The sequence below is a fragment of the Flavobacteriales bacterium genome, from assembly GCA_016700415.1.
Classification (GTDB): domain Bacteria; phylum Bacteroidota; class Bacteroidia; order Flavobacteriales_F; family PHOS-HE28; genus PHOS-HE28.
The window spans coordinates 1,929,005-1,940,899 of sequence record CP065018.1 but is presented as its reverse complement, the minus strand read 5'-3'; the positions used below and the strand labels follow the sequence as shown (position 1 = coordinate 1,940,899).

Below are 11,895 nucleotides of genomic sequence, written 5' to 3'. Positions count from 1 at the left end.
CCGTTCTTCAACGCTCGCGTACCGTGAGTGCAGGAGGCACCCACACAGCCATGTACACCAGCACCAGCACTGCCATGCCTCCCGTGGCGATGAACGCGACCTGCGCACCGAACGCATACCACACCAATCCGGTCAACGAGCTTGCAAGTAACGCACAGAGGCTCTGGAAGCCCGCGAAGAAGCCGATCGCCGTGGCACCGTCCGACGGGTCAACGACCGTGACGATCCACGCCTTCGAGATGCCTTCCGTAGCCGCAGCGTAGAGGCCGTAGAGCAGGAAGAGCGCGCCGTACCAGATCAGCCCGGCCTCGTGCGCCATGCCGAAATACACCGCAGCGAACAGCGCAAGGCCCAAGATATAAATGCGCTTCAGCCCGATCCGGTCCGCCAGCATGCCCAACGGCAACGCGGCCAGCGCATACACCAGATTGTAGAAGATGTACACGCCGATGGTGCCGCTGTCACTGAGCCCGGCGGTTTTCGCGCGCAGGATCAGGAACATGTCCGTGCTGTTGAAGAGCGCGAAAAACAACAGGCCGATCACCAGTTTGCGATAGGCAACTGGCGCGGTCTTCCAATAGCCGAGGAAGGAGAGGAAGCCGCCCTTTGTGGAAATGGCTTTCGGCTTCCATGCACGGTCGCGCAAGGTGAGCGAGAGGATCACCGCGATCACGCCCGGGATGAAAGCGATGAAGAAGAGCGGCAGATAATCATCCGGGTGATAGTGCAGGAAGACCAAGGCCAGCGCGGGTCCGATCGCTGCGCCCAAGGTGTCCATGCCGCGGTGGAAACCGAATACCGTGCCCTTGGTGGCCGGTGTGGAGGCATCGTTCAGCATGGCATCGCGCGCACCGGTGCGGATCCCTTTGCCGAGGCGGTCCAACGTCCGTGCGAAGAACACCCACATCGGCAGGATAAAGAGCGCCATCATCGGCTTGCTCACCGCGCTGAGCGCATAGCCCCATTGCACGAAGGGAGCGCGCTTTCCCATCAGGTCGGAGCGCTTCCCGAAATAGCCCTTGCTCAAGCCGGCGGTGGCTTCGGCCAAGCCTTCGAGCACGCCGATGAGGACCACGGAGAATCCGATCTGCCGCAGGTAAAGCGGCATCACCGGATAGAGCATCTCGCTGGCCGTGTCCGTGAACAGGCTGATGAGCGACAATGCCCAGACGGTGCGTGTGAGGGCCTTCATCGCACCGTTCCAATGGCGCTCATGCGGTTTGCGGATAGGCCGCCTTGTAATCGTCGATGGCTTTCCGCAGGATCGTCTTCGCCATTCCCGCATCCTGTAGTTCGTCCACCTCCACGGTCTTGTTCTCCAAGCGCTTGTACTCGCGGAAGAACTGGATGATCTCCGAGCCGAGGTGTTCGGGAAGGTCGGCGATGCCCGTGATGTGCGACACGCTGATGTCATCCGCCGCCACGGCGATCAGCTTGTCGTCGCCTTCACCGTTGTCCAGCATGCGCATCACGCCGATCACCTTGGCGCGCACGATGCACAAAGGCTCGATGTCGATCTGTGAGAGCACATGGATGTCCAGCGGGTCGTGGTCGTCGCCTAAGGTGCGCGGTATGAAGCCGTAGTTCGCCGGATAGTGGACGGAGGAGTACAGCACACGGTCCAGGCGCAGCATGCCGCTGGCCTTGTCCAGCTCGTATTTCGCCTTGCTGCCTTTCGGGATCTCGATGATAGCGTTGACTATGTCCGGCGCGTCCGCACCGAGTTCCACATCGTGCCAAGGATTGAATTTCATGGTCGCAAGTTCTTCGTGGCCGGAACAAAGTTCCATCACCTTTCCGTCACATACCGCACGATGTCGATCAAGCCGGTCTCATTGTTCTTCGTGATGATCGCCTTCATGAAGAGCGTGCCCTCGGCGTAGAGGTATTCGCTGTGCCGCATCAGGACGCCATTTCGGACAAGGTCCCGCGTAAGCGGGTTGCCGGCGGTGTCATAGGTCCAGGTCCAGGTGGTCCAATACTGCTGGCCGAGGTCCGGCTGCTCCGCCCGTTCCGCCAGCCTGCCCTTGCCGTCATAGGTAAAGGTGGTGCGCCCGCGCCGCTGGGTGATGAGGTTGTGCATCTCGATCTCCCGCAGGTAGCCGAGCTTGTCCTTGGTGAATGCCTCTTCCTGATAAGGCCGGCCGCGGTCGTTGAGGTAGGTTTTGCGCCACGTCGTGTCGTTGAGCGTGGCGTATTCATAGTGCTCGTCGCTGATGACGGTGCTTGTCCCTTCCACGAAGCGATACCGGTCGCTGCTGAGGTTCTCCATCCGCACGTTCGTCACATGCACAGGAAGCCCCTTCCCGTCGTATTCCATGCGCAAGGCATAGTAGCCATTGATGTCGTTGTGCAGTTCCTGTAGCAGGTCGCCCTTCGTACCGTAACTGTACATCACACTGGCCGTGTCGATGCCGGAACCCGGCTTGCCGAAGGAGTTGTTCGAGTAGCCGAGCCGTCCGCCATCGCCGAACCGGTAAAGGAAGAAGCGGTCCTGCGGCATCATCGGCCGTCCGTCCCGCTTGGTCCACAGTTGGCCTTTCACGCTTGTGACATGGTTGCGCGCGATGAACTCCGGATTGAACCGCAGCAGCATGGGGTCATCGGCACCGGGTTCCACCAAGAGCATCTGGGCGTGTACGATCACTGCGGTGAGAACGGCGCAGGAAAGCAGAAGGACTCTCTTCATCGCACCTGTTCGAGCGCTTGTTCAACCGTGGTCACCGGCAATTGGCACACCTTGTTCTCGCAGACGAAGATGGTGGTGGCATCGCCCATGAATTTGTCCTCCAGCAGCGGCAGATCGCTCTTTCCCGTGCCGCCTAAGAAGACCCGGCCTGAGATGTAGTGCGCTGCGAATTCCCGCCTGCGGGCCAAGGCCTCAGGCCCGGTGATGGCGATCTCGTACCACGGGTACACATGTTACATCAACAGCAGCGCCCAGTTGGAATAGCCGCCGGGATAGCTCGCCATCGCATCCAGGACGTTGTTCAGTTGTTGCTTGCTGGTGGCGAGCATGCGCTGGTCGTCATACAGGTGCCCCAAGGTGAAGAGCGCCTTGGCCATGCTGGAGTTGGATGCGGGGATCACATTGTCGTTCACCTCCATGCGCCGCGTGATCAATGGCGGGTCGATGTTGCTGGTGAACCAGAACATGCCGCTCGTGCCGTCGTGGAAGTGCGCGATGGCGTATTCCGCCAAGGTGTGCGCCTCCTTCAGCCATGTTTCATCGAAGGTGGTCTGGTAGAGCGTTGTCAAGGCTTCTATGGTGAAGCTGTAATCCTCCAAGTAGCCGTTGATGCTGGCCTTGCCTTTGGTGAAGCTGTGCCAAAGCCCGCCGTCCTCGCGACGGCATTGCTTCAGCAGCAGGCGCATGGTCTGTTCGGCCTGTTGAAGGTGCGCGCTATCGCCGAAGGCATTGTAGGCATCACAGAGGCCGGTCACCATCATCGCGTTCCAAGAGGTGAGCGCCTTGTCATCAAGCCCTGGATGCACGCGCTTCTCCCGTGCGGCCAGCAGCTTCGAGTTCACGCGTTCCACCGTTGCACGCAATTCCCCGAAGGTCATCCCTTTCCGGTCCGCGAATTCCGCGTCGCTTTCATTGCGCAGCAGGATGTTGCGGCCGTGCTCCCAAAGCCCGTCGCCGCCCACGTTGTAGTAGTCCGTGGCGAAGTCCGTGTCATCGCCCAGCGCTGTGGCCAGCTCCTCCTTCGTCCATACGTAGTAGCGCCCTTCCTCGCCTTCGGAATCCGCGTCCAATGCGCTGTAGAACGCCCCGTCCGGCGATCGCATCTCCCGCTCCGCCCAGGCGATGGTGCGCTCCACGATGTCGCGGTAGGCCTCTTCATGAAATGCTTGGTACGCATGGCTGTATAGCGAAATGAGCTGCGCGTTGTCATACAGCATCTTCTCGAAGTGCGGCGCCTTCCAGCGTTCGTCCGTGCTGTAGCGCGCAAAGCCGCCGCCCGCTTGGTCGAAGATGCCGCCCTCGGTCATTTTGTCCAAGGTGAGGCGCACTTGCTTGGTGATGGCCTTGTCGCCGGTGGTGATCGCGTAGCGCAAGAGGAACTCGTAGTTGTTGGGCAGCGGGAATTTCGGCGCACGGTCCGGGCCGCCCCAGGTGGTGTCAAAGTGCTGGGCGAACCCCGCCGCAAGGTCTTCGGCGTCCTTGCGCGTGAAGTCCGGTGGTGCCGTGTTCAAGGCCACCAGCTCGCTCTGCTGCACGCCGGCATGGAGCTTTTCGGCGTACTCCTTCACTTTTTCAGGGTCGCTCTTCCACGTGTCGGCGAGCTGATCGAGCACTTGTGCCCATTGCTCTTTCGGGAAATAAGTGCCGCCGTACATGGGCCGTCCGTCCGGCAGGGTGAAGCAGTTCAATGGCCAGCCGCCTTTGCCGGTCATCAGCTGCACGGCGGCCATGTACACCTGGTCGATGTCCGGGCGCTCCTCGCGGTCCACCTTGATGCAGACGAAGCGGTCATTCATCAGTTTCGCAACGCTTTCATCCTCGAAGCTCTCGTGCTCCATCACGTGGCACCAGTGGCAACTGCTGTATCCGATGCTCACCAGTACCGGTTTGTTCTCCGCCTTGGCCTTGGCGAACGCCTCATCGCCCCAAGGGAACCAGTCCACGGGATTGTGCGCATGCTGAAGCAGGTAGGGGCTGGTCTCGTGGATCAGCCGGTTGGTATGGGCGTGCATGGTATCTTTCACGGGTGATTGCCCGGTGCCGCAGCCCGGAAGCAGGTATAAGTAGAACGGTAGGGCGCGCGATGCCCGTATCAGGATGCGCATGAATGGATAAAAGTAGCGGGGAAGGATGGCGATTGAGGCCGCCGGGCGCGCGTGCTCGTCAACAACGTACCGTTGATGCCGGGCCGCCGGAGCCGCAATGGCCGTCGACGATGATGGCCGTGGGCGTGCTCACATTGATCGTGCTGTTCTGGACCGTCGGCCAGCGCACGCTGATCTCCTTCACCGAGCTTTTTCGTTGGCTTGCCCTCTTCGCCTTTGCGGGCAACCTCCTGCCACGGCGCTGGGTGGTAAAGCGCTTCGGGATGGACCGCTTGGACTGGTTCTGGCTGAACCTGCTGGCTGTAGGGCCGATGCTCTTTTGTGGCTGCCTGATGTTGAACTTCTTTGTTCACGGCCCGGAACAGAAAATGCTTGTGCATGCCGGACGGGGCTTCGACCTGCACGCGTTCTGGCAGGAGCACCGGGCGCTACCGCCGCATTCGCCCTGGCCTGACGACTTCGGGAACGATCCGGAAAAAGACCGCGTTGCAATGGCTACCTCAGGCCATGGGGACGTTGTCTATGGGCTTGCCGAAGGAATGTTCGGGTACATGGTGATCACCTCCGTGGAACGAGTCGCGCTTGGAGGTGAACTGAAGTGACCGCGATCAGCGAAAGTCGACCCGCTGTTCCACCTCGACAGGAAAGCGCTTCCGCAGCATTCCTGCCTTGCCAACGGCCGTGCCTTTGAGGCCCAACTTCACGGAGCCGGTGAGCGCGACCGTCATTAGCAGGGGGAGCATGCCAGCTTGCCCATTGGTGAAGGCGGCATGCAGCGGGAGGACATAGGTACGGGTGCTAGCTGGGTCCAATGTGACCATGCTGTCCAAGGTGGCCTTGCCCATGGCGACATCATTGATGTACAGGTCAACGTCGGGGTCCGTCACCGAGATGCGGTAATTGTTCGGGTTGTTGACCTCCACGGTGACGGTGGCCGACAGGCCGGTCGCATCAAAGCGGGTGACCTGTACATCCTGAACGCCTACGATCTCCACTTCGCTGTAACGCACGCAGCCGGTGAGGAGAGCTATGGAGAGGAGGGCGAGAAGATGGTTTGCCATTTTGAAAACTTGAGAGCCGGAACTTGAAAGTGGAAACCTGAAAGCTGAAACGAGAGCAACAGTGTTGCAGTTGGCAGTAGCAGTTGGCGCCGTCCGATCACTGATCACAGTTCTCCGCGTCTCTGCGCCTCAGCGGCCTATCAGTCACCCAATGCCTCTGTGCCTCGGTGTCTCTGTGGTTTCTCTTCCCTTCACTTGCTCATTTCCGCGAAATTCCGGTAGAACTTCGGAATGGTGGTAATGCCCTTCATGTAGTTGAACACACCGTAATGCTCGTTCGGGCTGTGGATGTTGTCGCTGTCCAGGCCGAAGCCGAAGAGGATGGTCTTCAGCCCCAGTTCCTCCTCGAAGAGCGCCACGATGGGGATGCTGCCGCCGCCGCGCGTGGGGATCGGCTTTTTGCCAAAGGCCTCCTCCATGGCCTTGCTCGCCGCTTTGTAAGCGATGCTGTCGGTGGGCGTTACCGCCGCTTCGCCGCCGTGGTGGGGGTTCACGGTGACGGTGACGTAGGGCGGTGCGATCTTCTTGAAATGGTCGCTGAAGAGCTTGGTGATGGCGGCGCTCTTCTGGTTTGGCACCAAGCGCATACTGATCTTGGCGCTGGCCTTGGAGGCGAGCACGGTCTTGGCGCCCTCACCGATGTAGCCGCCCCAGATGCCGTTCACGTCCAGCGTGGGCCGTATGGTGCAGCGCTCTGCCGTGGTGTAGCCTTTCTCACCGCGGACCGCCTTCACGCCAAGTTCATTCATGTATTCCTTTTCGTCGAAGGGCGCTTTGGCCAGTTCCTTCCGCTCAGCGTCGCTGAGTTCCTGCACCGCTTCATAAAAACCCGGAATGTTGATGCGTTGGTCCTCATCGTGCAGGCTGGCGATCATTTCGCAGAGCACATGGATGGGATTGGCCACCGCGCCGCCGTAAACGCCGCTGTGCAGGTCCCTGTTCGGGCCGACCACTTCCACTTCCAGGTAGGCCAGTCCACGCAGGCCCGTGTTGATGCTGGGCACGTCGTTGGCGATCATCGATGTGTCACTGATCAACACCACGTCCGCGGCCAATTTCTCCTTGTTCTCCTTCACGAAAGTGCCGAGGTTGCTCGATCCCACCTCCTCCTCGCCCTCGATCATCATCTTCACGTTGCAGGGCAGGTTGCCGGTCTTTACCATGGCCTCCACCGCCTTCACGTGCATGTAGAACTGGCCCTTGTCATCAGCGCTGCCGCGGGCGTAGATCACGCCGTCCTTCACCACCGGCTCGAAGGGCGGGCTGTCCCACAGGTCCAACGGGTCGGGCGGTTGCACATCATAATGGCCGTAGACCAGCACGGTGGGCTTGGCCGGGTCGATGATCTTTTCACCATAGACGATGGGGTGGCCCTTGGTGGGGCAGACCTCCACTTTCTCCAGCCCGGCCTCCTCCATGCGCGTCTTCACCTTCTCGGCACACCGGGCCACGTCGGCCTTGTACTTGGGGTCGGCGCTCACGCTCGGTATCCTTAGCAGGTCGAGGAGTTCATTGAGGAATCGGTCCTTGTTGGTCTCGATATGCTCTTCCACGGATGCCATAGTGCTGATGGATTTTAATGATCGCGCCAAAGATAGGAGGCGGCTATTGGGCCTTTCCGTGAAGAAATGTTGCCCCGGAACGGGACTGAGGCAACCGGTGGGGCTGCTTTCGGGTCATCACGGAAGCAGCCTTATCTTGCCCAACACGACCATCCAGCTATGAACATACGTGCCGCCTTTTTCGCCGCCCTATCACTGTCCTTCGGTCTAGTGCAGGCCCAATTGAACGTGAGTTCCAGCATGACCCCGACGCAGCTGGTCCAGAATGTCCTGCTGGGGGGAGGTGTGTCCGTGAGCAACATCACCTACAACGGGGTCGCGGTAGGCACCGCGCAGGACGGTAGTGGCTCCTTCACCACGGTAAGTTCCAATCTGGGCCTTGATGCCGGGATCATCCTGTCGTCCGGTCTCGCCAGCAGCATAGCCGCGCCCGCCAGCGACTTTTCCAGCGACGACAACGGCACGGGGTCCGATCCCGACCTGTTGTCCATCATTTCCGCGCTCAACCCCACCTTCCCGGAGAGCAACGACCGCGCCGTGTTGGAGTTCGACTTCATCCCCACCGGCGATTCGGTGAAATTCAACTACGTGTTCGGATCGGAGGAGTATTCCTCCTTCAACTGCTCGCCCCAGTACAACGATGTGTTCGGGTTCTTCATCAGCGGTCCCGGAATTACCGGGCCCTTTACCAACAATGCCATGAATATCGCGGTGGTGCCGGGAACGACACTTCCCGTCAGCATCGCGAACATCCATGGGGACCAGAATGCAAGCTGCGCTCCGGCCAATGCCCAATACTATGTGGACAACCAGAGCGGTACCACGGTGGTTTATAATGGTTTTACCACGATCCTGCAGGCACGGGCGCAGGTGCAATGCGGACAGTCCTACCACATCAAATTGGCTATTTGCGATGCAGGGGATTCGGGTTTCGATTCCGGGGTGTTCCTGGAAGCGGGCAGCTTTACGAGCACCGGTCAGATCGTGCCGTCACTGACCACCGGCAATGTAATTATCGGCGTGAACGATACCACCATGTTCGAGGGCTGCGGCATCATTCCCTTCAATTTCTTCCGGATGGGGGATACCACTAACGTGGACACCGTGGATGTCGTGATCGGCGGTACGGCGACCTCCGGGGTGGACTACTACCCGCCCATCCCCACACAGCTCATCTACCAGCCCGGGGACACGGTGATCACTATTCCGCTTACCGTACCCTATGATGCCGACGGTATCGAGACGCTGACGATCAACATTACCCAGAACATCGTTTGCAGCGGGACCCAAGTGGTCAACAACTACGTTTTCTATATTGATCAATATCCTCCCTTGCAAGTGGTCACCAATGATGTGAACGGCGCTTGTGGCCAATCCTATGACATCGGCCCGGTGGTTTCCGCCGGCGCAGGTGAGTACCACTATCTCTGGAACACCGGGGAGATCACCCCGACGATCAATGTCTCCGTGGAAACCACTACGACCTTTTACGTGACGGTGACCGATACGTGCAGTGTGTTGCCGGTGCAGGACAGCATAACCGTGTTCATTCCGGCGTATGCGCCGATAGTCGTCACTGCTAGCCCGGACACCGCCATACCTTGCCTAGGCAACGCGGATATCAGCGTGGTAAATACCGTCGGTGGCAACGGGGCCTACAACTATGCCTGGACCCAGAACGGCACATTGGCCGGGATCGGGACGACCCTCAACGTCCCTGCCAGCGATCCCATCTGGTATGTGGTCACCGCGATTGACGGCTGCTTGCATTTGGCCTCTGATTCCGTGCTGGTGAGCACTGCACCTTTACCAGATATCCAGATCCTGTCCTGGGACAGCACCGTGTTCTGTACCGGCGATTCGGTTCTGCTGTTCCCACGGGATGTAACCGGCGGCAACGGGGTGTACAGCTTCTCTTGGGCGAATGACACCGGCGCGGTCTTGAGCACGGCGGACACCCTGTTGGTGGGCGTGCCCGCGAATGCCTCATACACCCTGAGCGTGCATGATCAGTGCGGCTATGTAGCGGACAGCTTGTTCACCACCTTCATCCCACACTATGCGCCGTTCTTGGTCGACCTCACCCCGGACAGCACCATTTGTGCCGGGGATTCCATCACCCTGTGGGCCAATATCACCGGCGGATCCGGAGTGCATACCATTGATTGGGAGGGCTGGGGATGGAGCGACCCCCAACTGAAGTACACCGGCGATCAGGACGCCACCTTCACGGTGGACGTGTTCGATCGTTGCGGGGAGTTCATCAGTGCGGTCACCAACGTGACCGTTCAACACCCCACGGCGCAGATCCTGATCTCTAACCTAGGCCAGGACGATTGGCTGTTCCAAGCCTCCACCTACCCGTACTTCGTGCCCGTGATGATCTGGGACCTGGGGGACGGCACCCATGTGAAGGCCACCTCGGTGACCCACAGTTACACCGACCTGGAGGACCACTGGGTCACCCTGCACACGGTGAGCGAGGAAGGGTGCAAAGCGGTGGACAGCCTGCTGATCAAGCCTCCGGGAACGCTCTTCTTCCCAAATGCCTTCACGCCGGACGGTGATGGGATCAATGATGTCTTCTTCCCGGTATACTCCTCGGTAAGCGAATTCCAGATGACCATCTTTGACCGATGGGGCCATGTGGTGTTCGAAACTGAGGACATCAACACACCATGGGACGGAAAGGTCAACGGGGGCACGGATGCGACAACCGGTGTGTACGTGTACAAATACCGGGCAAAGGGCCACTATTACGAAGCCAACGAGAAGTACGGATATGTTACCTTGGTGCGCGGTACCAACGGCAGATGACATTCGATCGATCCTTCATGATGCGTGACCTGGTCCTATTCCTGGCCGGAACTGCTGTGGTTCCGGCAATGGCACAGCTGAACGTGAACACGGCCATGACCCCGGCCGCGCTTGTTCAGAACGTCTTGGTAGGGGGGGGCGTGGTCATTTCCAATGTCACGTACAACGGTGTGGCCGTGACCGTGCCACAGGACGGCTCCGGTTCATTCACCAACGGGAATTCAACGAACCTTGGGTTGAACGCAGGCTTGATCCTTTCTTCGGGGTTGGCCACCTCCGTACCGGGTCCGGCTTCCGATTTCGGTAGTGATCCTTTGGACACAGGCTCCGATCCGGACCTCTTGGCGATCACAAGCCCGGGCAACACCATCTATGATAAGGCCGTGCTCGAATTCGATTTCATTCCCAGCGGCGATTCGCTGAAATTCAACTACGTTTTCGGTTCAGAAGAATACCCCAACTTCAATTGCAGCCCTAACTTTAATGATGTCTTCGGCTTCTTCCTGAGCGGCCCCGGGATTACTGGACCGTACACCGACAATGCCGTCAACATCGCCTTGGTCCCGGGGACCGCTCTTCCGGTGAGCATCGCCAACATCCACGGGTCCGAGAACGCGAGCTGCACACCGGCAAACCAAGCCTATTATGTTAGCAATGCCAATGGGACCACGATCGCCCTCAACGGTTTCACCACCGTGCTGCGGGCCGAAGCAGGGGTGACCTGTGGGGAGACATACCACATCAAGCTGGCCATCGGGGATGCCGGCGACAGCGGTTATAACTCCGCCGTGTTCCTTCAGGCCGGAAGCTTCCAGTCCAATGTGCTCCCAACGTTGACCGCCAGCACCCTCAACGGGGATGGCACAGCTGCGGAGGGATGCTTGGGCGGCCATTTCACCATCTATCGCCCGGCCGGCACGGACAGTACTTTTACCATTGACTATTTCTTTACCGGCACCGCCACGCCCGGCGTGGATTTTGGTCCAATGCCCAACCCTGCGGTCATACCCGCCGGTCAGGATTCGGTCGTGCTTCCTTTTGAAGCCATGGAGGACGGTATCACCGAAGGCGTGGAGACCGTCATCATGAACGTGTTCATGGTGAATGCTTGTGGTGATTCGCTCATCAACTCCGTGATCTTGGCGATTCTGGATTACACGCCCATGGAGATCAATAGCCCATCACCCGTCCTGCTGCACTGCGATCAGGATTCGGTTCCCATTTACGCCAGCGTGAGCGGTGGTTTTGGAAGCACATCCATGGTATGGGGTGATGCCTTGTACTCCGACCACATCTATGTGCCAGGCATGGAAAGCGGTACGTACACGGTGTCAGCCACCGATCAATGCCCCAAGACCGTAAGTATGGATATCCATGTGGATGATGGCTGTCAGGTCATTATCCCCAATGTGATCACCCCGAACGGAGATGGGCACAATGACAAGTTCGTGGTGGAGGGCATAGAGGGACGGGATAATCAGGTGCAGATCTGGGACCGCTGGGGCAAGCAAGTGCTGAACACCCACAACTATCGGAACAATTTCTCCGCGACCGACCTGAACGACGGCGTCTACTTTTATGCCATCCGCGTATTGGACAAGGATTACCACGGACACCTGCAAGTGCTGGGGAGCAAGTAGACCTCCGTTGCCGGGCCTCTT

Annotated in this window: 8 protein-coding genes and 1 pseudogene; 3 read left to right on the top strand and 6 right to left on the bottom strand. The window is 59.2% G+C overall.

Annotated features, from left to right (window positions below; all coding sequences use genetic code 11):
• Positions 1-7 precede the first annotated feature (7 nt).
• From IPP95_08160 to IPP95_08145, 4 genes and pseudogenes are all read right to left on the bottom strand, one after another.
• Positions 8-1,192: an MFS transporter gene (locus tag IPP95_08160; protein ID QQS71175.1), complete on the bottom strand. Its 1,185-nt coding sequence runs from the start codon at positions 1,190-1,192 to the stop codon at positions 8-10.
• 19 nt (positions 1,193-1,211) lie between these two features.
• On the bottom strand, positions 1,212-1,754 hold the full coding sequence (locus IPP95_08155) for an inorganic diphosphatase (GenBank protein QQS71174.1): 543 nt from the start codon (positions 1,752-1,754) through the stop codon (positions 1,212-1,214).
• Between the two features lie 35 nt (positions 1,755-1,789).
• A complete protein-coding gene (locus IPP95_08150) occupies positions 1,790-2,689 on the bottom strand; it encodes a hypothetical protein (protein QQS71173.1) in 900 nt (299 codons plus the stop codon).
• A pseudogene (locus IPP95_08145) lies at positions 2,686-4,701 on the bottom strand (thioredoxin domain-containing protein). Before IPP95_08145 ends, IPP95_08150 begins: the two are co-directional and overlap by 4 nt.
• A gap of 95 nt (positions 4,702-4,796) precedes the next feature.
• Between IPP95_08145 and IPP95_08140 the strand changes: the two are divergent.
• Positions 4,797-5,396 (top strand): hypothetical protein, encoded by a 600-nt coding sequence (locus IPP95_08140; protein ID QQS71172.1) that lies wholly within the window; start codon positions 4,797-4,799, stop codon positions 5,394-5,396.
• 6 nt (positions 5,397-5,402) lie between these two features.
• On the opposite strand, the gene IPP95_08135 is transcribed toward IPP95_08140, so the two are convergent.
• Together IPP95_08135 and IPP95_08130 are read right to left on the bottom strand one after the other, a co-directional pair.
• Positions 5,403-5,855 (bottom strand): LEA type 2 family protein, encoded by a 453-nt coding sequence (locus IPP95_08135; GenBank protein ID QQS71171.1) that lies wholly within the window; start codon positions 5,853-5,855, stop codon positions 5,403-5,405.
• Positions 5,856-6,046: 191 nt separating this feature from the next.
• Entirely contained in the window at positions 6,047-7,417 is a 1,371-nt protein-coding gene (locus IPP95_08130; protein ID QQS71170.1) for a dipeptidase, read from the bottom strand.
• Between the two features lie 159 nt (positions 7,418-7,576).
• Between IPP95_08130 and IPP95_08125 the strand changes: the two genes are divergently transcribed.
• Positions 7,577-10,234: a choice-of-anchor L domain-containing protein gene (locus IPP95_08125; GenBank protein ID QQS71169.1), complete on the top strand. Its 2,658-nt coding sequence runs from the start codon at positions 7,577-7,579 to the stop codon at positions 10,232-10,234.
• The gene (locus IPP95_08120) at positions 10,231-11,874 is read left to right on the top strand and encodes a choice-of-anchor L domain-containing protein (protein QQS71168.1); all 1,644 of its coding nucleotides are present in this window, start codon (positions 10,231-10,233) and stop codon (positions 11,872-11,874) included. The genes IPP95_08125 and IPP95_08120 overlap by 4 nt, the downstream gene beginning before the upstream one ends.
• Positions 11,875-11,895 lie beyond the last annotated feature (21 nt).

Bases quoted from the DNA above. Each gene is read 5' to 3' on its own strand.
- IPP95_08160 (QQS71175.1), bottom strand. From the start codon at position 1,192: ATGAAGGCCCTCACACGCACCGTCTGGGCATTGTCGCTCATCAGCCTG.
- IPP95_08155 (QQS71174.1), bottom strand. From the start codon at position 1,754: ATGAAATTCAATCCTTGGCACGATGTGGAACTCGGTGCGGACGCGCCG.
- IPP95_08150 (QQS71173.1), bottom strand. From the start codon at position 2,689: ATGAAGAGAGTCCTTCTGCTTTCCTGCGCCGTTCTCACCGCAGTGATC.
- IPP95_08140 (QQS71172.1), top strand. From the start codon at position 4,797: ATGGATAAAAGTAGCGGGGAAGGATGGCGATTGAGGCCGCCGGGCGCG.
- IPP95_08135 (QQS71171.1), bottom strand. From the start codon at position 5,855: ATGGCAAACCATCTTCTCGCCCTCCTCTCCATAGCTCTCCTCACCGGC.
- IPP95_08130 (QQS71170.1), bottom strand. From the start codon at position 7,417: ATGGCATCCGTGGAAGAGCATATCGAGACCAACAAGGACCGATTCCTC.
- IPP95_08125 (QQS71169.1), top strand. From the start codon at position 7,577: ATGAACATACGTGCCGCCTTTTTCGCCGCCCTATCACTGTCCTTCGGT.
- IPP95_08120 (QQS71168.1), top strand. From the start codon at position 10,231: ATGACATTCGATCGATCCTTCATGATGCGTGACCTGGTCCTATTCCTG.